The sequence below is a fragment of the Sunxiuqinia elliptica genome (genome assembly GCF_900113005.1).
GTDB lineage: Bacteria > Bacteroidota > Bacteroidia > Bacteroidales > Prolixibacteraceae > Sunxiuqinia > Sunxiuqinia elliptica.
Genome location: NZ_FONW01000001.1, coordinates 607,664 through 631,717, shown reverse-complemented (window position 1 = coordinate 631,717; position 24,054 = coordinate 607,664). Strand labels below are relative to the sequence as shown.

The following is a 24,054-nucleotide window of genomic DNA, read 5'->3' as shown; positions in this document are numbered from 1 at the left end:
CCCTTGTAATCGTCCGTTTCCAGATACAAAAAAGCCAGCTTCCTACCCGAGAAAGCTGGCTTGTGCGTAAAAACGCAGTAACTAGACTATTCTTTCTCCTTCTTGTCCAGTATTTTTTCTATTTCGTCCATGACTTTATTCATGGAAGCAATGGTCTTTTCAAATGGCTCAGTGCTGGTCATATCCACTCCGGCCTTTTTCAGCAACTCAATCGGATAGTCCGATCCACCTGCCGACAAAAATTCAATGTAGTTGTCCAGTGCTTGCTTATCACCGCTCATCACTTTTTCAGCTAACGAAATGGAAGCTGTAAATGACGTACTATACTGATACACATAGAAATTGTAGTAAAAATGAGGAATATAAGCCCATTCCATATGCATGTAATCATCTACATGACATACACCTTCTTTGTGTCCGTAATAACGGTTTACGATGTCAGCATAAATTTCTGAAAATTCATCGCCGGTTAATGGTTTGCCTTTTTCAGCTTCCTCATGAATTTTCAATTCAAACTCAGCAAACTGGGTTTGACGGAATAAGGTGCCTTTAAAGCGATCCAACCACTCCATCAAAATAGACAGTTTCACATCGTCATCTTCCACGCGATCAATCATGTAGTTGAAAAGCAGAACTTCATTGAAAGTTGAAGCTACTTCAGCAACAAAGGTTTCATAATCAGCCGTTGGATAGGGCTGTGTTTTGTTCGAGAAATAACTCTGCATGGTGTGACCTAACTCATGCGCCAAAGTGCTGACATCATCATAAAGGTCATTGTAGTTCAACAAGATGAACGGATGCCCATCATAGAAAGCTCCGTTTGAGTAAGCTCCTGAACGTTTCCCCGGTGTTGGATAAACATCAATCCAGCGCTCATCAACTGCTTTTTCAACGGTAGAAACATACTCTTTTCCCAATGGTTTCAAGGCTTCCAGAATCAAAGTTGTTGCTTCGTCATAGGAATATTTCAGATCAACATCTTTAACAACCGGAGCATATAAATCCAAGTATTTCAGCGTGTCGACTCCCATCATGCGCTGTTTAATCTTCAGGTAACGATGGAAAGCTGGTAAGTTTTCATTGACATTGTCAACCAGCGAATGGTACACCTCAGCCGGGATGTTATTTGGGTACAGTGAAGCTTCAAGCGAAGAGTCGTAATGACGGGCTCTGGCATTGAAAATATCACTTTTGACATTGCCATAAAGCATTTCGCCATAGCTGGCTTTGAACTTGGCAAAATTGTTCCAGTAAGCATTAAAAACGGTCTCGCGATCAGCCCGATTCGATGATGCCCGGTAGCGACCATATTCTGCGCTTCCAATGGCAATTGTGCTACCATCCGAAAGGGTAACTTCTGGTTTAGGCATTTCGGCATTGGAAAAAGTACCATAAACTGCTTGAGGAACGGATCCCACCATGCCTGAAAGAGCCATAATACGCTCTTCAGCTTCGCTAAGCGTGTGTGCTTTGGTGCGGAACATGTTTTCCAATCCCATGCGGTAAATCTCCAGTTTAGGCTCTTCTTTCAGAAAACCTTCAATGGTTTCCCAGTCGGCCGCTAGTATTTCAGGTTGAATAAAAGCAGCTTTGGCTCCAAAGTTGGAGAACAAAGACTGAAGCTCTTGTTTCATCCCGTTGTATTTCATATCCCGAGTGTCCAAATCAGAATTCATGCCGGCATACAAGTAAATCTTAGATGCTTCCTTGGATAATTCCGTATTGAATTCTAATGCTTTCAATAGATTAGAAGCTGATTTGGTCAGTGTTCCTTTAAACTGTTCAACTTCATCCAGCTTAAGCGTGAGCGACTCAACAGCATCACGCCAAGCCTCATCAGAAGCATAAAGGTCAGTTAGGTTCCATTTGTACTTTGCAGGAATTTCTTCCCGGGTTTGTTGACTGTAACTATTCATGGCAGCAAACATCGCCAAAATAGTTAACAGGATCACGTTTAATTTCAGATTAATTCGCTTCATATAAATTAAAGTTGTGTTGTGGTTATATGAGTATTAAATAGATCAATTTGTTACAAAGAATGGATTTAAAAAAAGACGAAGGTCATGTTTTTATGTTGCTTATTGAGCTCGACTCGCTCACAAAGAGACAGCGAAAGTACTAAACAAGGAACAATTCAACGTATCTGTTAGCCAATATTTCCTGCCGGTCTTTTTTTAATAGCTCCTTAGATTTTCAAATTTCAAACGATCAGGCATTTGTATCGAAACTCAACAAACAACTGATAGAAAGAAGAAAAGGAAGCAAGAAATCATTGCACTGCGTTTCTGATTTTATCTCACTTCTGGCTTACCCTTCATTTGCTTTTCTTATATTTATTGTCATGTAAATCAGTGTTTATTGAAAAAAAACAAATCGATGAAGCAACTGCTTGTTTTAGGGATATTGACTTTGTGGCTGACAACTGCTTTCGGCCAAAAACCAACCGACATCACCGGGATTTGGTGGAATGACGAAAAAACATCAAAAATTGAAGTCGTAGAGCAAAATGGGCATTATGTAGGGACCATTGTGTACATGATTCCCGAAAAATATGAAAATGGAGAAGCTCCAAAGGACAAGGAAAATCCGGATGAAACCTTGCGTAACCGCTCCATAGTTGGCTTGCAAATCTTAAGTCAGCTGACATACGATAGCGGGAAGCAAGAATGGCAGGGTGGCCGAATCTACGATCCCAAATCAGGAAAAACCTACGATTGCTTTGCCTGGTTTGAGAAAGACACCAACACGCTTTCCCTGAAAGGCTATGTGGTGGGCATCCGCTGGTTGGGTAAATCAACCGAATGGACCCGCACAAGCTTAAACTGATTCGTTTCTCAACAGTCCGGGCTCTTTCAACCCAAAATTAGCCCGACACCTGCACTTCAAAACCGGCTTCTTCAGCTCGTTTGGCTATGGCATTGAGCTTTTCCATAGAAACCTTTTGCAGGCCTTGCGCTGGCGTATCACGGGCAATGGTATAAATCATCACCTGCCCCGGATTGATCGTTTTTAAGGCTTGCAGCCAAGCGGTCAGTTCCTCTTCTGTGGTGTTATCAATGGTTTGGCCGTTATAGCTTCCCTGTAAAAATAGCGTTTGAATGATGGCTTGCTTACCGAATTGCTGCAACAACTCAATGGTTTTCTCCAAATTGTAGTGCCCCACCGGACAGTCCAATGCCTGAACAGTACTTTCAATGGCCGAATCCAACTTCAAGATGTTGTCTTCAATTTTCTGTAAGGCTCGAAACACCGGTTCACGATGAATCATGGTTGCATTGGTAAGAACAGCAATGCGGCAGTTTGGAGCAAACTGGTTTCGCAAAGCAATAGTGTCGTCAATAACGCCCTCAAATTGTGGATGTAAGGTCGGCTCACCGTTGCCTGCAAAGGTAATAACATCGGGTAGTTCTCCCTTTCTCTGCATGGCTTTAAGTTTCTGATCCAACTCTTTGGCAACCAATTCGCGACTGGGTAGTTCAGCTTTCTTCTCCCGTGCCTTTGGGTTCCAGCCACATTCGCAGTAAATGCAGTCAAACGAACAAACTTTGCTATCGGTAGGAAGAAGGTTAACCCCTAAAGAAACGCCCAGTCTGCGACTTTTAACCGGGCCAAAAATAATCTCATCAAACAAAAAGGTAGCCATGGTATTTTTTCAGCAAAAGTAAGGATTTCTTTGGTTTTGCATGCCCCAATCAGCAAATGAATACGGTTAGGCCAAAACCTTCAAGTGGCTCTTGCTGGTCAGTCGAAGTTGTTGGTAGTCCATGCCTGAAATCAGCATCAGTCCCGGACGTTTTCCTGGCAAAAGACTCCCCATCTCTTTGTCCAGATCAATTGCTTTAGCCGCTTCAATGGTAAAAGTGGCAATCAATTGCTGCAGGCTAATTTGTTCATCAGCCTGCTGAATGGCAATCAACCAGCTCAACAAGTCCTTTTCCGTGCTGAGGCGTTGAGGCTGCAACGCTTTAAAAGGCGCCAAGAGTGGAAATTTGCGGTAAAAACGATCCCCCTCAAACTCGTGAAACACATTGACGAAAGCAGGGCACAGAATACCATTATGAAATTCGAGGCCAGCCTCTTCTGTTAACCTCCCGGCAGGATCCACAATGTCAATCACTAAGCCACTTGAGTCCAAGGTGATGATTCCCTTCGAAATTGGTGCCCTATTTCCGGGAAAAAGGTAGTGGGCGGCATATTTTTTCATTCTTCAGGTTTAATTTTCACCTCTTCTTTTTGATTGTTTTCTTCCTGAAGCATGTTAAGGCGATCTACAACCTGCTGGTAAATTCGCTCATAAACTTTAGGCATACTGGAATAGTACACAATGGACTGAGCAAAAATTGAATCAGCAACTTCATATTTATCCAGAACGGAATAATACATGTCTTTCGACTTGATTTTATCCATCTCATCCTGAAAACGATACTGGTTGGCATAGGCTTCACCCAAATGAATATCGTAGAGCATGTTAACCATTTGTTTCTCGTTAATCAGGTTCTTGGGCTTCGGGAAACCTTTCTTTTCCTTGCATGAAAAGCCCAAAAGAATGAAAAGAAGCACTAAGATATAACTGGTTGTTTTTCTTGTCTGCATACGCTTTACAATGATCATTGATAATTTCATCATTGGTGCTATTTGCTTTCAAAGTTCGTTATTCATGAGCTCGAACAGCTCAAAAAACTTCATTTTGCAAAACAGCACCTGGTTGACAAAGTTAGGATTACATCTTGAAAGTTGAATCGTTCAGCTCTTTAAAATTTTCAAGCCCCTAAAATAACCTTGAAATTTGAAGGTGAATCTCCCCCCATCCTCTCCCTGAAAACCCACTTAATCACCTGTATTTACATATAAATGATTAAATAAGTTCATACTTAAAAAGTTTAAAATTAGGCCGCAAAAAGGTTTCAAAAGGATAAAAAATGTGGTTACTTTGCAGCCTTGGTTAATGGTTCTCATAACCTCATTGAGATGAAAAGGGAATCCTGTGAAATACAGGAGCTGTCCCCGCAGCTGTAAACCCACAAAAAAAAATTCGAATATGAAAGCCACTGTCCGTTTTCGGTTAATTCCGAATTTTCCGGATGGGAAGGCATTTGAAATTGGGTAAGCCAGAAGACCTGCCATTAATTTGAAGTTTTCGGGGTAAAAGCGCGTTCTGAAAATTGAATAGCCCTGACTTCATTTGCTCTGTTTTCTGCCAATTATGGGGCAATGTAACTGTTATAAAAGCTGTTGGTCAGGGGCCACAGCTTTTTTTTTACTGAAACGCTCGCTCAAAGGCACCTTTTCGGGAACAGCTATCACAACAGCATGAATGAGCTACCCCTTACTTACTTCCATTGTAGAAGACATTAAACTTATGCCCATCAGGATCGGAAAAGACGCAAACGTAGTAAGCATTGTCGTCATAAAATTTCTTTCGATCTTTTTTTGAGTCGAAATGAATCGTTCCACCAGCTTTGCTGACCTCCGTCACCCATTGATCAACCTCCTCTTTGCTTTCTGCCGAAAGTGTAAACATGATTTCATTGGCCTGGCTTAAATCCGAGATTTCGCCTTCAAGACTTGTTTTTAGTCGTTCTTGCTCGAAAAAGTGAATAACAAAGTCATCATCTCCAACCACGAAACTCGCTAGTTCTGTGGTCGTCGTCGGACAATTGGGAGTGAAGCCCAGTTTCAGGTAGAATTCCCAGGTTCTTCGGACATCTTTCACGGCTAAATTGGCCCAAATTCTCTTCGTATTCATCCGTATAAATTACTAATTTCCTGATACGTAAGAATTCAAATTTGACAAATAAAACCGCTCCATCCATCGCTCTCTCATAAAAATTTATTCATTCTTCTTTTTGTATTTTTTAAATGAAAAATTTCATGTTCGTTTCATGGTTTTAGATTGAAGAGGTTCGTCCAGTAAACTTATTCGACATATCTCAAAATTAAGTTGTCTTATAACAAGAAAATCAGCTTCGTATTTCCGACTGAATAACTTCTACCAACAAAAAATCCCCAGCCGTTTCAATACAACCAGGGATTTCAATGCGTTTCAATTAAGCACGCTTCTGCGCTCTATCTTTAACCTTTAGCCAGCGAGAATAAGAACTCCAAGCCGCCTTCGGGCTTATTGCGAACGGAGATTTCGCCTTTATGCAGCTGTACCGCATTTTTCACGATTGACAGGCCCAATCCGGTTCCTCCCTTTTCGCGGGTACGACCTTCATCGGCACGGTAAAACCGTTCGAAAATACGTGCCAAATGCTTCTCCGGAATTCCTTTACCACTATCGGAATAGCTCAGGTAATAGAATTTTTCGTCTTCCAGGTATTGCTTGATTTGCACATTCACATTTTCGCCAGCGTAGTTAATCGTGTTTTCGATGAAGTTCTGAAAAATAGATGACAGCAAGCTATCGTTTCCATACACCATCGACTGTTCATTGATGGACACCTGCACCAGGATATTCTTCTCATTCAAGCGCGATTCCAGGTTTTCAATCACATCCATCACCAATGGACGTATGTGAACATCTTTCAGCTCAAATAAATCGCCGGCATCTTCAATGTTGTTGAGCAAGGAAATATCATTGAGCAAATCGTTCAATCGTTCACTCTGAATAAAAGCCCGCTCAATAAAATAGTCCAGCTTTTCCTTGGGTAAGTTCTTGTTATTCAGAATTGTTTCAAGGTAACCTTTGATAGAGGCTAACGGCGTTTTCAACTCATGCGCAATATTCGAGGTCAACTGCTGTTTCAACAAACGTCGTTTTTCGGGCTTCGTGATGTCGCTAATCAGCACCTCAAAGCTCTTATCAGGGAACACAATACTCTGAACCTGGAAGTATCGCTCATTCTTAGATAAGGTGACGGCAAACTGCGGTAAATCTTTAGGGTTGATCACATAATCCGACTTCAGGTATTTTTCAATTTCATAAACCAAGGACTTAAAATCCTCAATTTCGAAAAGCATCTCGGCTGAAATTGATGAGCGCTCAGAAATTAGGTTGATGTACTGAATAAAGTGACTATTGGCCAGTATTTTTTCCTTGTTAGGTTGGAAAAAGGCGATTCCTTCTTGCAGGGCGTTCAGGTGATTAAACAGGCGGTCCTTTTCTGCCGTCAAGTCTTCTTTGGTCTTTTGCAAGCCACTATAAATCTCAATAATTTGGCGTTGAATATCTCCAAACTCAGAATCAACAAATTCCAGGTTCGGATCAATCATTTCATTTCGGGCGGCCCGTACGGCAAAATCACGCAACTTGTTAACGAATTTCCCTAAGCGATTAGTTACCACAGAAAGCAATCCCCACATAATGACAAACAAGGCCAACATGAAGAAGATGAAGACTCGTTCGGTCTTCAGAAAATTCTCAATTTCAATATCGTAAACCACAGCACAACGAATGAAATAGCCATCGTAGTAACGAGCAAAATAATAGAAATCCTGCCCGGTTGTTTCTGAATGACGGATGTTCCCTCCCGTTTCAGAATAGAGTGCCTTTTGAACCTCTGGGCGCATCAGGTGATTCTCCATTTCCCCATAATCGGATACAAAACTATCGTACAGCACTCCGCCCTTACTGTTGATAACTGTCACCCGTGTGTTTTTATCCGGAATCAGGTACTTAATCGTATCCATCCGGGCAAAATTCCGGGTGTCCAAAATATCGTAATGCTCGATATACTGATGGGTAAAACCCGCAATATTATTCAGCGTATTTTCCAATTGGTCAGTCCGGTAACGCTTTTCCCGGTTAAATTGAAAAGCCAAAATGGCAACCATAAAAAAGGAAAAGGCAGCCAAAAAGTAAATGAAGATTCGCTGCTTGTATGTTCTTCGTCGAAGTACCACGTTTTTAAAGTTTTAGATTGAAACGATTAAATAAAGTTATATGGTAGCATTAGCCCTGATAGTCGAAACAATAGCCATAGCCCGTTCTTCCTTTAATTGCCGGGCCGTATTCTTTGATTTTCTTTCGTAAGCGGGCAATATTTACATCTACATTCCTCTCAGTAACAATCACATCATCACTCCACACCCGGTTTAAAATTTCGTGTCTGGAAATAAACTTTCCTCCATTTTTTAGCAATAAAGCCAGGATTTCAAATTCTTTCCGGGTTAGCTTAATGGGCTCCTCATCAATGGAAGCCGACTTCCGGTTGATATCAAGTTTTAAACCATCGCATTCAAGCACGGTTGAAGGCTTTTGCTCATTGCCGCGTCCTCGTTTCAGGATTGCCCGTATGCGAACCACTACTTCCTTAATGGAAAAGGGTTTAATGATGTAATCATCGCCGCCAACATTAAAGCCGGTCAGCAAATCGTTCTCCGATCCTTTGGCAGTCAGGAAAACAATTGGCACGTCAAGATCTCTTTCTTTGCGAAGGATATCGGCCATTTTGTAGCCCGATATTCCACCCATCATAACATCCAACAAAATCAAGTGATAATTTTCAAGCGCCATATCCAAAGCCTCTTCTGCTGAAGCAGCTACATCAATCTCAAACCCTTCGCTTGCCAGGTTAAACTGAAGAATCTCCCGAAGATCCTTTTCATCGTCAACGATCAGTATTCTGGGTGTATAATCCATCGTTTTATTGATCTAATTTATGGTGTCTGACATCTTTCCCTTCAATGGAATAAATTGCGGCTTCTGCAATGTTTGTTGCGTGATCAGCTATCCGTTCAATATTGGACATCATTTCTTTGATGGTTACAATACTCATCAGCAAATGCTTATTACTTTCGGCCGTATCGGTTTTTGCAATGATCTTTTTCAACAACTTATGGTTGATCTCATCAAAAACCACATCATTTTTAATGGTCCATACCGCAAACTCCCGATCATCATTCAGGTAAGCAAGTAACGACTTACGAACCATTTTAATGCTTTGAATGGTCATGTTTGACAAAACCTCGCGCAGTTTCTCATAAACTTCAGGAGTTTTAATCTTCTTGATGAAATCGGTTATATTAATAACGATATCTCCAATGCGCTCCAGGCTTAAAATAATTCGGTAGCAAGCCATGATCCAGCGCAAGTCGGAAGCCACTGGTTTATATAGCACGATCGCATTTACAATCTTATCGCTCAGCTTCACTTCTCTCTTGTCAATGTCTTTTTCGTTGGTCTGAATCCGCCTCAAATCCTCATCCGGAACTTCTATTTCACCGGAAATAATCACCTGCTCCATTAGGTCTAACTGCTCCAACACCAGGTTGGCCAGCTCCTCAAAATCAGCGTGAATATGATTGATTGCATCGTCTTTTTTTATTGTCATGATCGTTCTGTTTTTCAAATTCAAAATTCAAAGCTCGAAGTTCCAAGTTTTCAGACTATATCTTCCTACTTCTTGGTCTATCATCTTGCTTTTCATTAACCAAATTTCCCAGTCAGGTATTCCTCTGTTCTTGGGTCAATTGGGTTGGTAAACATGTTTTTCGTTTTTCCATACTCAACTAACTCTCCAAGATACATAAATAAAGAGTAATCAGAGATCCGTGCTGCTTGCGACATGTTGTGCGTAACCAATACAATGGTATAATTCTCCTTCAGTTTGACCAGCAGGTCTTCCACCTTTGAAGTGGCAATGGGGTCGAGTGCCGAGGTTGGCTCATCCATCAAAATCACTTCGGGGCTGAAGGCAAGCGCCCGGGCAATACACAAACGCTGCTGCTGTCCACCTGATAAGAATGTTCCTTTTTTGTACAACGAGTCTTTCACCTCATCCCAAAGGGCTACATCGCGCAAAGACCGCTCTACAATTTCATCTCGCTCCTTCTTCTTAGTCCGAATACCATTCAGTTTATAACCGGCAATCACGTTGTCGTAAATACTCATGGTTGGAAAGGGATTGGGACGTTGAAAAACCATTCCCATGTGCCTCCTCAGTTTGATGGGAGATATATCGTAGATATTCTGCCCATTCAGTAAAGCCTCCCCTTCTGTGGTGATGTTCTCGTACAGTTCGTGCATCCGGTTCAATGCCCGGAGCAAGGTACTTTTTCCACATCCAGAAGGCCCCATTATAGCTGTAACCGTATTCTTTTTAATCTCAACCGATACGTTTTTCACCGCATAGTGCTTATCATATGCGATCGATAAATCCTTGATCGAAAGAATGGGTTTTTTTACTTCAGCAATCGAGTTTGTCATTTTCTATTTTCTTTTGGCTGCAATCTGCTTCGATACAATATTCAAAATTAACACAATGGCCATCAGCAATAAAGAGGAGCTCCAAATTAGATCCACCATGTTGGGATCGTTGTAGAACTCCCAGATCAAAAGCGGAATTGCACTGGTTGGCTTGGTGATATCCAAACTAATCACTGAGCTTCCTAAAGCTGTTAACAGCAAAGGTGCTGTTTCGCCCAAAATACGCGAAATACCCAGCAAAATACCCGTGAGTAAACCACTAAAGCCTGTTGGAACCAATACCCGTAAAATCACTTTATGATACGGAACTCCTAAAGCCAATGCCGCCTCTTTCAGTGTTTGTGGAATCATTTTCAATGTTTCCTCGGTGGATCGCACAATCATAGGCAACATCATAATCGCCAACGAAACGCTACCGGCCAAAGCCGAAAATCCGCTGGTTACATGCTTCACTACCCAGAGGTACGAAATCAAACCCAACACAATCGAAGGTATTCCCTGCAAAATATCCGAAATATTCCGGGTCAGGTTGGCCATAAACTTACCTTGATTCTCATACAGAAAAATTCCTGTCAGAATACCAATTGGAATAGCCATTGCTGAAGCCAGCACAACCATTAATAACGTTCCTACAATTCCATTCGCAATACCGCCCGGAATCTTCTCTCCGTTCGACACGGCCGTCATGGCCTCAAAGGTATCCGGAGTGGTTTGGATCAAAAAATCCAGGCTAATTTGCCGATAGCCTTCCACCACCAGTTTCGATATGATCAGGATAATTGGAGATATGGTAACGAGTGAAAGAACAATTATACCGTAAAAAAACAGTTTGTCTTTCAATTGCCTTCTACCCGAGTGATCCTGATTTTTAAGTGCTTGAATTGCCTCCATAGCAGCCTTAATTCATCTTTTTTATAATCAATTTTCCAACAGCGTTGATGATACCAGTAATTAGGAACAACAACAAGCCAATGGCAATCAAGGAACTTAGTTTCAGTCCATCGGCCTCGCCAAACTGGTTGGCAATGACACTCGCCATGGTATTCCCCGTATCGAAAAAACTGCTGGGGACCAAGTTGGTGTTACCAATAAGCATCGTTACAGCCATCGTTTCGCCCAGTGCCCGACCAAATGCCAGGATATACCCGGCAACAATTCCCGAACGGGCATTGGGAATGGTAACACTCGAAATCACTTCCAAGCGAGTCGCTCCCAACGAGTAAGCAGCTTCCTTCAGGTCGTTTGGCACCATGCTGATGATTTCGTTACTCAGCGAAGTAGCATAAGGAATGATCATCACAGCCAGAATTAAACTGGCGGTAAAAATCCCGAAACCACGTCCGCCAAAGCCCAATTCGATCATTGCCGGACGAAGGACATAGAAGCCCCACAAGCCATATACAATGGATGGAATTCCTGCCAACAAGTCAACCAAAAGCCCAAGAATACGGGCAACACGCGTTCCGCGAAAATATTCACCTAAAAACAGTGAGGTGGCAAACGACAAAGGCAAACAAAGAATCAATGCTGCAAATGAGGTCATCAGCGTGCCCACAATAAAAGGTAATGCACCGTAGTTTTCGCGGCCTTCCGTTGGATCCCACTCTCCCGAAACGATAAACTTCAATCCAAATGTTTTGAATGCAGGCACGGATCCTCCGACTAAGGAGTAAACCATCCCTGCAGCCAACATCAGAATTAATATTGAAACTGAAAATAAAACGAGCTTGGTGATTCTGTCACTATTCATTTTTTCAGTTGTGGGGGTCAGTGGATTAATTTAAAATTTTCTCTCCTCCGTAAGATACGCTACGCAAAATGGCTTTTGCTTTCGCTACAGCTGCTTCAGGAAGTGGCGCATAATTTACTTTTTCAGCCTGTCCCTGTGCTTTTTCGCTGATCAGCCAATCCAAAAACTCCAGTGTTCCTTTTGCCTGCGCTTGTGAACGACCATCGTAGGCCTGATCTTTATACAGGATGATCCAGGTAAAACCGCTAATTGGGTATGAAGCAGGATCTGAAGAGTTAGTTAGCATCACCCGCGTGTCAGCAGGAATCTCGCCTTGTGCAGCAGCACTGATGCTGGCAATGCTTGGCTCAATGTATTCGCCACTGCTGTTCTGCACTTTAGCAGTTTGGATTTTTTGAGCAAAGGCAAATTCCGATCCAATGTAGCCAATCGCACCTTCAGTTTGGCTGATGGTTCCAGCTACGCCGGGATTTCCTTTAGCACCCATTCCAACAGGCCATTTTAGCGATTTTCCTGCGCCAACTTCTTCAGCCCATTTGTTACTTACTTTGCTCATATAATCGCTGAAAATGTGGGTTGTTCCACTACCGTCAGAACGGTGAACAAAAGTGATTTCCAAGTCAGGTAAATTAACGCCTTCGTTATTGCTTTTCAACGCAGGGTCATTCCAATTGGTAATCTCTCCCATGAAAATTTTCTCCAACAGTTTGTCTGAAAGCTTCAATTCATCAACTCCCGGAAGGTTATAAGCAATAACCACAGCACCAATACAGGTTGGAATGTGAACAACATCTCCCGGCATTTCAGCCAATTTTGCATCGCTTAAAAAAGCATCAGTAGCTCCAAAGTCTACCACTTTATCTTTCAAACTCCGGATACCGCCACCAGAACCAATTCCTCCGTAAGTCACCAGCACATCTGTTTCTTTGGTATAATCTTTAAATACCAAGTTGTAATAGGGCATTGGGAAGGTTGCTCCTGCAGCTGTCAGACTTACATTGTCAGCGCCAGCGTCATTTGATTTTTTCGATGAATTCTGGCATGCACTTAACAAGACAACCGCCAGAACAAAAGATAATACTACTTTCATGTTTTTATGTTTTCTAGATTTGGATTTAATCGATTCGTGTCTTAGGAGTTTGTTTTATCGTAGGTTAAAATTTGATTTCGCAATTCAAAAAAAGCGAAGTGCTAAACTTCTGATTATCGTCAGCCGGGTTCCATCCTCGGAAATTAGGAGCCAGCTTTACACCTTTCACCGGAGCATATTCCAGCCCGGCGATGTAGAGTTGACCATCGCGACTCACATTCCAATCATTTGAGGCGCCATCTAAAGTATTTGATGTCAGGTAATCGAATCGAGCATACACTTTCACTTTTGAAGCAGCTTTCAATGTCCCATAAATTGATGTTCCACTCAATGTACGGTCTTCGTTAAAACCAACATTAAACTGCGAGTTGTATTCAGCAGCAAGTGAGAACTCATCTTCAACATAGCTGATTAAAGCGGCTAGTGAAGATTGGGTTTCTTCCTTTGAAATAAAGTCATAATACACCCGCCCCGTCACTTTATCATCAGGTGTTAAAGTAACTCCAAAACCAGTGCGGAAGGTACTGTCAGCCTGCAAACGCTTGTAGCCCTCTCCATTTACAAAACTAAGGTCGGCGCTAAGCAGATCCGAAAAACGATAAGCCACGCTCACTCCCAAGTCAGCACTGGAGTTGAACTTATAAGCATCCTGGAAGGACTTCTCAATGTATCGGTATCCCCAAGCCTTCTCCTGAACCTTAAACTGTGTTGTTGGAATTAAACCAAAGTGGACAGAAAACTTGTCCTCCTGGTATTTCATATAAGCGTTTTTCACATAAGCAGTCATTTCAAGACTACCTGCTCCCGGGTCGCCAATATCCAAATTTGCTTTAGCTGAAAATTTTTCACTGAAATTGTACTCATACCCAAGGTAAAGCCGGTTGAGTTCAAAAGCTGAAACCGATTCTCCATCCGAAAATGTGGCATGATAATTACTAAAGATTTTCATAAACGGCTTCCCACCTGGTTTAAACTCATTACTCTGCGACATACCTGTTACGACAAGACAAAGCATTGCCAATAACAAAAGACTTCCTTTCTTCATATACTTAAGATTGATAAAACTTAAACTCCTTTGACAGAATTCACTGGCAAATGAAGATCTAAAACATTACAAGTAGATTAACAAACTATTACAAAACGATTAATTTCATGATTTTACATTGAAAAAGACAAAGACAGAATCTCAACAAAGCACTAATAAACAATAAATTAACAATTGTTGCAATTTTATTACAGCCTCATCTTTTTGTAACAAATGCTTGCAAAAAGCAGAATATCATCTCTACTATAACTTCACGCTTGCTTTCTTCTAAGCTATTTTATTCAAAAATAATAAAAGCCTCAAAAGGCAATGCCTTTCTTCGAAATACAAAAAAAGACAAAAAAGTATTTTATCAGGCAGCGAATCCTTTTTTAGCTCCGTACCCATTAATAGAAGAGGATAAAGATGAGCTCATTTCTTCCTTTTTAACGAATTACGAACCCATTAGTTAATCATTAAACGTCAAATCATGAAAGCAAAAAGTTCCCCATTAAAAGTCAAATCACAAATTGTGGTTGTCATCTTCCTTTTTCTCTTTAGCGGGCTGATATCCTGCAACAACGATGATAGTTCTGACATGGAATCAAGTCAAAAGATAGCCTATTCCGGAACCTTCGTCAAATCTTCTGAAAGCGTCACTACATCAGCAACCGGAACCGTAAAAGCGACTTTTGACCCAGCAACGCTGAAACTTAGCTATACGATTACCTGGTCTGGCTTAGGCTCTAATGTAGCAGCTATGCACTTCCATAATGAAGCTCCTGTTATCATTGAAATTACCGGCTTTTCCAATACAACATCAGGCACTGTTTCCGGTTCTGCAACGCTCAGCTCACAACAGGCCACTGATTTAGCTTCAGGTAAAATCTATGCTCAAATACACACGCCAGACTACCCTTCAGGAGAGGTATTGGCAACTTTAACCAAAGACAGCTCAACGCCCAGCAATCCGGGAAATGGAGGCGGCAGTGGATACTAACCCCTAGCATCATGAATGGAAAGGATAAGTTTAATCTGATAAATCAAGTAGCATGAAGAAACAAAGACTACTAATGCTCATTGGGATCGTCTTTTTTTTGGGAAGCTGCTCAAACACAGCTTCAGAAATGGCAAATGAAGACCCAGATCCCACGGACTGCGTTCCTCAATACCCGGAGATGGATATCACCTACTCCAATTATGTGAAGGGAGTTTTAACCCAGTACTGTATCGAATGTCACCACGAAGGGAATTCTCAAGGTCCCGGAGATTTTAGTACTTACAATGGCGTAAGCCAATACCTTGGCTCTTTCAACACACGTGTCCTTTCAAACAATGCGGATATGCCTCAGGGAAATGCGCCTCTACCTCAGGCAGTCAGGGATTCATTAATGGTCTGGATTGCGAACTGTTCACCATAAACGAAGGTCAAAATAATTGTAATGAAAACAATAGCTCTTACCATTCTTCTACTTCTGACTGCGCAGGTAACCAACGCTCAAACGCTGATTGCAGATCAGGTGAGCTTAAGTTTCTTTTCGGAAGCTCCTCTTGAAAATATCAGTGCAATCAGCAAACAAGGAGTTTCAGCGATTGATGCAGAAACTCAGTCAATCTATTTTAAGGTAGCAATCCAGACATTTGAATTTAAGAAACCGTTGATGCAGGAACATTTCAACGAGAAGTACCTGGAAAGTGATCGATATCCCTATGCCGAATTCAAAGGCAACATTCAGGACCCAGTTGACTTCAATCAGCAAGGGATTACCACCGTCACTGCAAATGGAGAACTAAGTATTCACAATGTAACCAAAAGTTATACAGTTCAGGCTAAGCTACAAATCAATGACAAAGGATTGGCAGCCGAAGCGACTTTTCCGGTCATCCTGAAAGATCATGACATCAAAATCCCACGATTAGTCTTCAAGAATATTGCTGAAGTGGTAGAAGTAACGGTTATCGCTCATTACAACGTACCAACAAACTAAAATTAAGATTCAAGTTAACGAATAAAACACGCAAAATAGCCATGACAACACGAACCGAATATTGAACTCAAAAAAAAACGAAGCGATTCGTTGATTCAAGAAGCCCAATGCTCCGCTATTCTCTTGCTCGTGAAAGGGGGCATTGGCTTCTCATAAACAGCCCTCGAGCTGCAAAAGAGAACATTTATGCACCAAGTAAATCCAAAACGATGAAACAAATCATCATACTTCTATTGACCTACTTACTAGCCAGTCCAGTTTTCGGACAGGATTTAGCCCAACTATTTAACGACTCGACACCAAAACAACTGCAGCCCGTTATGGGGACCTTCAAGTCACCTCAGATTATTAACGGGCAATCCAATGAGACCATTCACAAAAATGATTTGCTCTTTGTGGTAATGCACCGCTTTGGAGATATTGGAGGTGAGCTTGGAGGTTTTCAAACCTTTTACGGACTGGATAATTCCTCTGATATTCTTATTGGCTTTGACTACGGCATATCCGACCTGTGGAGTATTGGAATCGGACGGACAAAGGGGGCTCCCAATGGAGTCAATACCAATCAAAAAGAATTCGTGTATCTCAACTCCAAACTCCGCCTCATTCGTCAAAGCACCGATAATAGGACTCCGATTTCCCTCAGCCTTTATGGAAACACAGTCGTGTCGGTCATGCAAAAATCCGAAGCTGCAAATTCTGATGCTTCTTTTCAATCGTTTGGTGATCGAATGAGTTACCTGGCCCAAGTCATTGTTACCCGAAAATTCAGTAATGGCCTATCACTTGCCATACTACCAAGCTATGTCCGACGCAATTATGTCTCCCACATGGACGTCAACAATCTTTTGGCGCTTGGATTTGGAGCTCGGGTAAAACTTAGCCCAAGTATGGCTTTGATTGCCGACTATTTTATCCCTTTCAGAAGCTCTGAAAGCACAGACTACTTTCTGGAACAGAAGGGATTTCATTTTTATCATCCCTTGGGAATTGGCCTTGAGATAGAAACAGGAGGACATGTATTCAATGCCAGTTTCACCAATTCAACAGCCATTCTGGAAAACCAATTCATTCCATCCACAAGCAGTTCGTGGAATAAGGGTGAATTTCGTTGGGGCTTCACCATAACCCGAACCTTTTCCTTGGCTAGGGACGGTTTCTAAGCGACAAATGAATAAATACTGAAAATAAAATCTTAAATTACATCAAATACGCCTATGACAGAAAAAGAAGAGTTGCCAATAATTAGCAGTCATTCTTCCGATGATAGAAAAAGAGTTACAGCAGTTGATTGAGGGTTGTCGAAAACAAGACCGACAGAGCCAAAGGTTACTGTACCAAAAGCTCTACGGATTTGGCATGAAGATCTGCTTGCGCTATGCCAACAACCACCAAGAAGCCACAGAGGTACTGAACGATGGCTTTTTCAAGGCCTTAACCAATATTGAAAAATACAATGATAACTGGCCTTTCAAAACCTGGCTCAGCAAAATTATCTACCATGCCTCGATCGATTATTACCGGACCAACCTAAAATGGACACGCATCGAAAAACTGGAACAATCCGATGAACTGCCAAACGAAGCAATTGCTGAACACCGACTCGGGTACGAAGATTTATTAGCCATCGTACAACGACTTCCACCAACCTATCGGATGGTGTTTAACCTCTACGCCATTGATGGTTACTCACACGAAGAGATTGCAGACTTGATTGGCATCAGTGCCAGTACCTCAAGATCAAACCTTTACAAAGCCAGACAGAAACTACAACACATGCTTGCTCACCCACAATCCATCGTTGTCCTTCTCATCTGGCGGTACAAAATTGAATCAGCCTGTCGATCATTTATAAACCAAGCATTTCAGCCTAAGTCGGATCCATCATGAAATCCAAAGAGCCCCAAAATATCGATCAGCTATTCCGGGAAGGACTGAATCCGGAATATGACCCGGTTTCATACAATGACGAGGATTGGCGGAAGCTTGAAATGCGCTTGGAGCAATACTCTAACAGCAAAAGCATTGCCCTTTGGCTCAGTCCGATTGGAGGCATAGCTGCTCTGATTATTTTAGCTTTTTCGCTTTGGATGCTATGGCCTACCCCCGAAGAGTCGACAACCGAACAGTTTGTCCAGAAAGAAGCAGTCACAGAAGAGGAAAAAAGCATTCCCGATCCCCCTTCCGAATTAAAAGAACAGGTACTCGATTCTGCCATCCAGCCTCAACAAATACTACAACCATTACCTTCTGGAGAAAGCAAGAAAAAACCCCATTCGCAAATAGCTCTAAACAAAGCACAAGAGCCTACTGATAAAGAGCGTACGCCTGACTCATCACTAAGGCTTCGAGAAAAGCTACCCGCAAAATTTTCGGACGATGAACTGCCCGACACAAATGAACTTCGTCAATCGAAAGAGTACAAAAAGCCGCAGGAAACCAACCAAGTAGCAGCTCATCCACTCCAGCTTGATGCTGACCAAAAAGGCAGGCAACTCGCCTTAAGCCTATTAGTCGCTCCAGCTTACAATGGGGTTGACAACCTGAATGATGGAAGCTTTGGAGGTGATATTGGGGTACTCGTAAGCTGGAATTTAACCCCCAAATGGCAAGTCAGCACCGGAGCTGTTTATGCGAAAAAACTATATGAAACCAACCTCAACAATTACAATAATGAGGTTGATTATGCTGCCCAAACGGTTGATGCTGATTGCCGGGTACTTGATATCCCATTAAACATCCAATATGCGCTTTTAAAAAGCGGCAAAACAACTATTCATATCGGAACTGGGATTTCTTCCTACCTGATGCTTAAGGAGGATTATTACTTTGAAGACACCAGCAGCTATGCCCAAAATTCACAGGAAGTACACCTTACTAACGAAAACCAGCACTGGCTAAGTGTACTAAATTTCCAAATGAGTGTGCAACAGCAAATCAGCTCACGAGTGAGCATCAACTTACAACCATTCGTAAAGCTTCCGACTCAAGATATTGGCTATGCAAAAGTCCGGCTGCAATCTTATGGCATGGCGCTGAGTGCCAGCTGGACACTATAAAAAACAAGCCCGATCAGGCTATGCTGACCAGGCTTACTATTGTAAATTGTCTCTTTTCTATTTAGAAACTGTTTCTTAGTCCTCCAAAAAATAATCGATGGTAGAAACCACACGCACGATTTTGATATGCGGACTGTTCTGATCACGATCATTGATTGTAAATAAGCCTTGGCGGGCAGTCTTGATCTTACCCACCTTTGAATTGGAATCCAAGGCGAATTTTTCAGCCACTTCACGTGCATTTTTTGTAGCTTCTTCAATCATTGCCGGCTTAATCTCATTCAATCGCGTGAAAATATATTCAATAGGGCGCCAAGTATTTTTTGAGCCAATCAACACTCCTTTCGAGATTAGACTCAGCGACTCGGTCAATGCTGTTTGAAGCTTTTCAATGTCACCTGTACGTACCGTAAATTCTGTTTTCACCACATAGCGGTAGGCCCGTCCATCTGAATTTCCGCCATAGAGCTGTGCCCGAGCATCTTCAATATTGGTTGAACCAATTGTCAACTCATGCTCATCAAACCCCTGGTCCGTAAAAAACTGCTGCACCTCTGCTTTTTGCTTCTCAATATCCGATTTCAGTGCTTTCAGGTCATTCCCAGTTAAAGTAATTTGAATGGGCCAAACAGCCAAGTCTGCCATGACCTCTTTTTCAGAAAGACCTTTTACCTGCACAAAGCGATTGTAACTGACCGAATTGCGGTGCATATTTCCTATAAAATAGCCGGCAATCACCAAGGCTACCGCAACAATTGCAGCTTGTATCCAGTTTCTCTTATCCATAAATCTTTATTTTTTAAACCAACATATTTATATCTCGATAACGGGAGTACCTCATGCAAATTCCATTCCGCTTTCAGCCAACCCCAAAGCAGGCAAAGGATCAAATACTTACCAACAAAAAGACCCAACCGGAATGGCTGGGTCTTTCTATCTCGATCTTTTACAATTCTTATTTGGGTAACGGATAACCTTGCAATTTCTCCAGGTTCAATGCAATCTCTGCATCCGGATACTCATAATCGTGCAATTGTCCGTTCAAGTATTTGTCGTAACCAACCAAGTCCATTAAGCCATGGCCACTGAAGTTAAACAGGATTGTTTTCTCCTTGCCCTCTTCTTTGGCTTTTTTAGCTTCGCGAATGGCCGAAGCAATGGCATGTGTTGTTTCTGGCGCAGGAATAATTCCTTCCGTTTTTGCAAATAGAAGTCCAGCTTCGAAACACTCACTTTGGTGAATAGCCTGAGCTTCCATCAAGTTATCGCGTAAAGCAGCACTTACCAACGGAGCCATTCCGTGGTAACGCAAACCTCCAGCATGAATTGGCGCTGGAACAAAGTTGTGTCCCAAGCTATGCATCGCCATCATCGGAGTCATTTGGGCAACATCACCATTATCGTAAATAAACGGTGCCTTGGTTAACGTTGGGCACGAGAATGGCTCAGCTCCAATTACCTGAATGTCGGCTCCATTAATTTTGTCATAGATGAATGGGAAAGCCAAACCTGCAAAGTTACTTCCACCACCACAGCAGCCAATAACCACATCTGGTTTTTCAATTCCCACTTTTGCCAACTGCTTTTTAGCCTCCAAGCCAATAACGGTCTGGTGCAACATCACGTGGTTAAGCACCGATCCCAACGTATAACGAGTTTGGCCCGTTTCATCAGTAACTGCAGCTTCAATTGCTTCAGAAATGGCAATACCTAACGAGCCTGGCGTGTCGGGATATTTCGCTAAAATATCGCGTCCGGCTTGGGTTTCCGTACTCGGGCTAGGGATACACGTTCCACCCCAGGTATTCATCAACATTTGGCGGAAAGGCTTTTGCTCAAAGCTAACACGCACCATAAACACCTTGCACTCGATACCTCCGATTACGGAACAAGCAAAAGACAAAGCAGATCCCCATTGTCCAGCACCTGTTTCAGTTGTTAACTTTTTAATCCCAAATTGCTTGTTGTACCAAGCCTGAGGAATGGCCGTATTGGGTTTATGGCTTCCCGCAGGAGAAACCCCTTCATTTTTATAGTAGATTTTAGCTGGTGTTCCCAGCGCCTCCTCCAACTCATAAGCCCGAATCAGCGGACTAGGACGCCAGCGTACCAAATGCTCGCGAATTTCTTCAGGAATATCAATCCAACGGTCCTGACTCATCTCTTGCTCAATGAGGTTCATTGGAAAAACAGCAGCCAGCTGTTCCGGTGAAACTGGATTTCCATCAGGTCCTAAAGGTGGATTTAAAGGAGAAGGTAGATCTGGTGCCAAGTTGTACCATTGTTTCGGCATTTCAGAGTCATCCAGATAGATTTTTTTGTGTTTAGCCATGATTTATTGTTTCTTTTTAAATGAATATTTCAAACTAAAAATGGGGTTTGCTGCATATACAACAAACCCCATTTCACGGCCTCTATGATCGTAAAACAACAATTTGCTCCAGCGTTTCCATTTTCACATTACGCCAGTGCCATTCCGTTCCGTATAAAGGCATTTTGTACATCTGTTCTTTAATTTTCCGTAAAACTAATTATTATTTTTCAGTTTTCACTTCGATTTATAAACCGAGTTGACTCATTAAACACGTTTTAGATTAATTTTTTCTCATTGACAATTGAACCCAGTGCATTGACCTTTTACCTCTCAGCAAATCATAAAAGACAGTATTTGCGGTTTTCAAGACCCTTTAAAGGACTTTTCATCTTCGTCATTCCCTAGGTTTGTCTGCATTAATTTAAGACCCCCAAAGAACAGCCCACCGATGCCAGTCTTTTAAAATAAATTTTTGTGTTTCAAGGATTCAGCGTATTTTTGCATTTCATTTTTTCAGGGAAACAACAAATTGGAAGCGGGCTGTAACAGCAGTAGGATTCACCCGTTGTGTTTTTCCTTAAAAACAGCACAAACGACAAGTTAAGTCGAAAAAGAAAGACTTAACGACCAGTAAAAAAAATAGAAAATGAATAAAGCAACCGTTGTTAGTGGCATTAGGCCAACTGGATACCTCCATTTAGGAAACTACTTTGGAGCCGTACAAAACTTTCTGCGCATGCAGGAAGACTTTAACTGCTATTTCTTTATTGCCGATATTCACTCACTGACAACACATCCAACGCCTGACAACCTGCAGGCTGGAGTGAAGCAGGTATTGGCTGAATACTTGGCCTGTGGCATCGATCCGGAGAAATCAACCATCTTTATTCAAAGCGATGTTCCAGAAATTACCGAACTGTACACCATTTTGAATATGAATGCCTATTTGGGTGAATTGGAGCGAACCACTTCATTCAAGGACAAGGCCCGGAAACAACCCGAAAACGTAAACGCCGGCCTTTTAACCTACCCGGTTTTGATGGCTTCGGACATTTTGATTCACAAAGCTCATTTTGTACCAGTAGGAAAAGACCAGGAACAAAACCTGGAAATGGCCCGGAAGTTTGGAAAACGTTTCAACCGCATGTATAAGTCTGAGGTGTTCCCAATTCCAAAACCATTTACTTTTGACGGTGCCGACTTAATCAAAGTACCTGGGCTTGATGGAAGTGGGAAAATGGGTAAGTCAGAAGGCAATGCCATCAACCTGTTTGATACCGAGAAAGATATTCGAAAAAAAGTGATGCGGGCAGTAACTGACTCAGGTCCAACAGAAGCTAATTCAGAAAAGCCAGAAGCAATCCAAAACCTGTTTACTTTGATGAAGATTGTTTCGGAACCTACCGTTATTGAACAATTTGAAACAGCCTACAACCAATGCGAAATTCGCTATGGCGATATGAAAAAGCAATTGGCTGAAGATATTATTAAAGTAACCCTGCCCATTCGCGAGCGTATTGTCGATATTCTTGACGACAATGAATATTTGGCTAAGGTTGCCCGTATGGGTGCTGAAAAAGCACGGGAATCAGCTTTAAAAACCCTAAAAGAAGTTAAGGAACTTGTTGGTTTTAGAAAGCTCTACTAAGAGAGCTACCTGCAACAACAAAGCATAAAAAAACCCCTCAATGAGGGGTTTTCTTTTTTATCGTTTAACGTAAATCCAAACGCCCGATCCGGGGGATTCCGTCTTAATCTTCGATTGAGCTGCCTTGGCCTGCTTAAAACTGGCAAAGCTATCCAAAGCGATGTAGTGCAAACCTTTTATAAAGCCAATATTTTTTGCTTTAAATCCTTCTGTTTGCTTTTGTTGCATGAACTTGTTGGCATTCGCCTCACTACGGAAACTACCGCCTATGATGAAGTAATGATGATCTTCAACAGCAATGGTTGGTTGCTCTGCAACAGCAGTTTCAACAACTGCCGGACGTGGTTCCAAACGCTGAACCACTTCACGCATTGTCATCATTTCAGTTAAACTAGTCAAGTTGGATTGTTGCAAATGACTGGTATTGTTGCGAACGGGCGCTACGGCCAAAGCAAACAACAAGGGAACAGCCACCAACACTTTTTTCAGGGTCCGCTTTTGGAAGAATACCTGAACGGCATCGCGCTCTTCCTGCGAAATCTGGGTGCGCACGAGTTTCTTGGCATACAAGGTTTCGTACTCAAAAGTTCCCAAACCGTAAGCATCCAAATTCAAGTTTGCTGTTACAACAGGTTGAAAAGCCAGGTTTTCGTTCTCATCGTAAGCCAATGAACCAACGCCATCAATCTCGATGGTTTCGCCATCAGTAAGCCGATAATTCATCTCCTGCACCAGCAAATCGACCTTACGACTTACTGCCAGGTAATTTTCACCTTCTTTTTCAACAATATGGTTGATCAGCAAACCATCATTGAAAGTCAACTTTTCGTTAAAGCTAACGGCCTTCGATGGTGGACTGAAGCGCGCATTCTGAACGGTAGCTGATTTGTAATTACTCACAAACCCTCCAAAGCCCGGAATGATCACACAGTCATTCAACAATAAAAGTTCTTTGATGTAGGTTAATAATTTCACGCAATTATCTGTTTAAGCTCAAAAATAAAGAAAAATTAATACGCTCACAAGCCTAA

General features: G+C 42.1%; 24 protein-coding genes and 1 riboswitch. Of the genes, 8 read left to right on the top strand and 16 right to left on the bottom strand.

The features are described 5' to 3' along the window. Positions 1 to 86: 86 nt before the first annotated feature. Positions 87 to 1,979, bottom strand: coding sequence for an oligoendopeptidase F (gene pepF / locus BM156_RS02565; protein WP_093918251.1), 1,893 nt, complete (start codon positions 1,977 to 1,979; stop codon positions 87 to 89). Positions 1,980 to 2,376: 397 nt separating this feature from the next. Here pepF and BM156_RS02560 point away from each other — a divergent pair, with 397 nt between their 5' ends. Continuing rightward, the gene (locus tag BM156_RS02560) at positions 2,377 to 2,826 is read left to right on the top strand and encodes a DUF2147 domain-containing protein (protein ID WP_093918250.1); all 450 of its coding nucleotides are present in this window, start codon (positions 2,377 to 2,379) and stop codon (positions 2,824 to 2,826) included. A gap of 37 nt (positions 2,827 to 2,863) precedes the next feature. Here the strand turns inward: BM156_RS02560 and BM156_RS02555 are convergent, their stop codons facing one another. From BM156_RS02555 to BM156_RS02500, 12 genes are all read right to left on the bottom strand, one after another. After that, positions 2,864 to 3,643, bottom strand: coding sequence for a radical SAM protein (locus BM156_RS02555; protein WP_093918249.1), 780 nt, complete (start codon positions 3,641 to 3,643; stop codon positions 2,864 to 2,866). Between the two features lie 66 nt (positions 3,644 to 3,709). Next, positions 3,710 to 4,204, bottom strand: a complete 495-nt coding sequence (locus BM156_RS02550; RefSeq protein ID WP_093918248.1) for a hypothetical protein — start codon at positions 4,202 to 4,204, stop codon at positions 3,710 to 3,712. After that, positions 4,201 to 4,626, bottom strand: a complete 426-nt coding sequence (locus BM156_RS02545) for a DUF4296 domain-containing protein (RefSeq protein WP_093918247.1) — start codon at positions 4,624 to 4,626, stop codon at positions 4,201 to 4,203. The genes BM156_RS02550 and BM156_RS02545 overlap by 4 nt, the downstream gene beginning before the upstream one ends. A gap of 303 nt (positions 4,627 to 4,929) precedes the next feature. Further along, a riboswitch (cobalamin riboswitch) is annotated at positions 4,930 to 5,139 on the top strand. Positions 5,140 to 5,326: 187 nt separating this feature from the next. Further along, a complete protein-coding gene (locus BM156_RS02540) occupies positions 5,327 to 5,746 on the bottom strand; it encodes a VOC family protein (RefSeq protein WP_093918246.1) in 420 nt (139 codons plus the stop codon). A gap of 326 nt (positions 5,747 to 6,072) precedes the next feature. After that, complete coding sequence (locus BM156_RS02535) at positions 6,073 to 7,845, bottom strand: sensor histidine kinase (protein ID WP_093918245.1); 1,773 nt, start codon at positions 7,843 to 7,845, stop codon at positions 6,073 to 6,075. Positions 7,846 to 7,894: 49 nt separating this feature from the next. Continuing rightward, positions 7,895 to 8,584: a response regulator transcription factor gene (locus BM156_RS02530; protein WP_093918244.1), complete on the bottom strand. Its 690-nt coding sequence runs from the start codon at positions 8,582 to 8,584 to the stop codon at positions 7,895 to 7,897. 4 nt (positions 8,585 to 8,588) lie between these two features. Beyond that, positions 8,589 to 9,275 carry a phosphate signaling complex PhoU family protein gene (locus BM156_RS02525; protein ID WP_093918243.1) on the bottom strand — a complete coding sequence of 229 codons (687 nt, stop codon included), beginning with the start codon at positions 9,273 to 9,275 and terminating at the stop codon, positions 8,589 to 8,591. A gap of 95 nt (positions 9,276 to 9,370) precedes the next feature. Continuing rightward, positions 9,371 to 10,150, bottom strand: a complete 780-nt coding sequence (pstB, locus tag BM156_RS02520; protein WP_170846836.1) for a phosphate ABC transporter ATP-binding protein PstB — start codon at positions 10,148 to 10,150, stop codon at positions 9,371 to 9,373. 3 nt (positions 10,151 to 10,153) lie between these two features. Next, positions 10,154 to 11,041, bottom strand: a complete 888-nt coding sequence (pstA, locus tag BM156_RS02515) for a phosphate ABC transporter permease PstA (RefSeq protein WP_093918242.1) — start codon at positions 11,039 to 11,041, stop codon at positions 10,154 to 10,156. A 7-nt stretch (positions 11,042 to 11,048) separates the two neighbouring features. Next, positions 11,049 to 11,900, bottom strand: a complete 852-nt coding sequence (gene pstC / locus BM156_RS02510) for a phosphate ABC transporter permease subunit PstC (RefSeq protein ID WP_093918241.1) — start codon at positions 11,898 to 11,900, stop codon at positions 11,049 to 11,051. 25 nt (positions 11,901 to 11,925) lie between these two features. Beyond that, positions 11,926 to 12,990 carry a phosphate ABC transporter substrate-binding protein PstS gene (gene pstS, locus BM156_RS02505; protein WP_093918240.1) on the bottom strand — a complete coding sequence of 355 codons (1,065 nt, stop codon included), beginning with the start codon at positions 12,988 to 12,990 and terminating at the stop codon, positions 11,926 to 11,928. A gap of 64 nt (positions 12,991 to 13,054) precedes the next feature. After that, positions 13,055 to 14,035, bottom strand: coding sequence for a porin (locus BM156_RS02500; RefSeq protein ID WP_139218186.1), 981 nt, complete (start codon positions 14,033 to 14,035; stop codon positions 13,055 to 13,057). A 469-nt stretch (positions 14,036 to 14,504) separates the two neighbouring features. On the opposite strand from BM156_RS02500, the gene BM156_RS02490 reads away from it, so the two are divergent. The 6 genes from BM156_RS02490 (at position 14,505) to BM156_RS02465 (ending at position 19,061) form a co-directional block, all read left to right on the top strand. Next, entirely contained in the window at positions 14,505 to 15,014 is a 510-nt protein-coding gene (locus BM156_RS02490) for a CHRD domain-containing protein (RefSeq protein WP_093918237.1), read from the top strand. A 52-nt stretch (positions 15,015 to 15,066) separates the two neighbouring features. Then, the gene (locus BM156_RS02485) at positions 15,067 to 15,435 is read left to right on the top strand and encodes a hypothetical protein (protein ID WP_139218185.1); all 369 of its coding nucleotides are present in this window, start codon (positions 15,067 to 15,069) and stop codon (positions 15,433 to 15,435) included. Positions 15,436 to 15,456: 21 nt separating this feature from the next. Next, on the top strand, positions 15,457 to 16,002 hold the full coding sequence (locus BM156_RS02480; protein WP_093918235.1) for a YceI family protein: 546 nt from the start codon (positions 15,457 to 15,459) through the stop codon (positions 16,000 to 16,002). 209 nt (positions 16,003 to 16,211) lie between these two features. Then, a complete protein-coding gene (locus BM156_RS02475; RefSeq protein WP_093918668.1) occupies positions 16,212 to 17,165 on the top strand; it encodes a DUF5777 family beta-barrel protein in 954 nt (317 codons plus the stop codon). 100 nt (positions 17,166 to 17,265) lie between these two features. Further along, complete coding sequence (locus BM156_RS02470) at positions 17,266 to 17,892, top strand: RNA polymerase sigma factor (protein ID WP_093918234.1); 627 nt, start codon at positions 17,266 to 17,268, stop codon at positions 17,890 to 17,892. Beyond that, positions 17,889 to 19,061, top strand: coding sequence for an outer membrane beta-barrel protein (locus BM156_RS02465; protein ID WP_093918233.1), 1,173 nt, complete (start codon positions 17,889 to 17,891; stop codon positions 19,059 to 19,061). Before BM156_RS02470 ends, BM156_RS02465 begins: the two co-directional genes overlap by 4 nt. A 75-nt stretch (positions 19,062 to 19,136) precedes the next feature. Here BM156_RS02465 and BM156_RS02460 read toward each other — a convergent pair whose 3' ends face one another. Both BM156_RS02460 and BM156_RS02455 read right to left on the bottom strand, forming a co-directional pair. Further along, entirely contained in the window at positions 19,137 to 19,847 is a 711-nt protein-coding gene (locus tag BM156_RS02460; RefSeq protein WP_093918232.1) for an SIMPL domain-containing protein, read from the bottom strand. Positions 19,848 to 20,016: 169 nt separating this feature from the next. Then, entirely contained in the window at positions 20,017 to 21,393 is a 1,377-nt protein-coding gene (locus BM156_RS02455) for a TrpB-like pyridoxal phosphate-dependent enzyme (protein WP_093918231.1), read from the bottom strand. A gap of 628 nt (positions 21,394 to 22,021) precedes the next feature. On the opposite strand from BM156_RS02455, the gene trpS reads away from it, so the two are divergent. Continuing rightward, the gene (trpS, locus tag BM156_RS02450) at positions 22,022 to 23,023 is read left to right on the top strand and encodes a tryptophan--tRNA ligase (RefSeq protein ID WP_093918230.1); all 1,002 of its coding nucleotides are present in this window, start codon (positions 22,022 to 22,024) and stop codon (positions 23,021 to 23,023) included. Between the two features lie 57 nt (positions 23,024 to 23,080). On the opposite strand, the gene BM156_RS02445 is transcribed toward trpS, so the two are convergent. Beyond that, on the bottom strand, positions 23,081 to 23,998 hold the full coding sequence (locus BM156_RS02445) for an HU domain-containing protein (RefSeq protein WP_093918229.1): 918 nt from the start codon (positions 23,996 to 23,998) through the stop codon (positions 23,081 to 23,083). Positions 23,999 to 24,054: the final 56 nt, after the last annotated feature.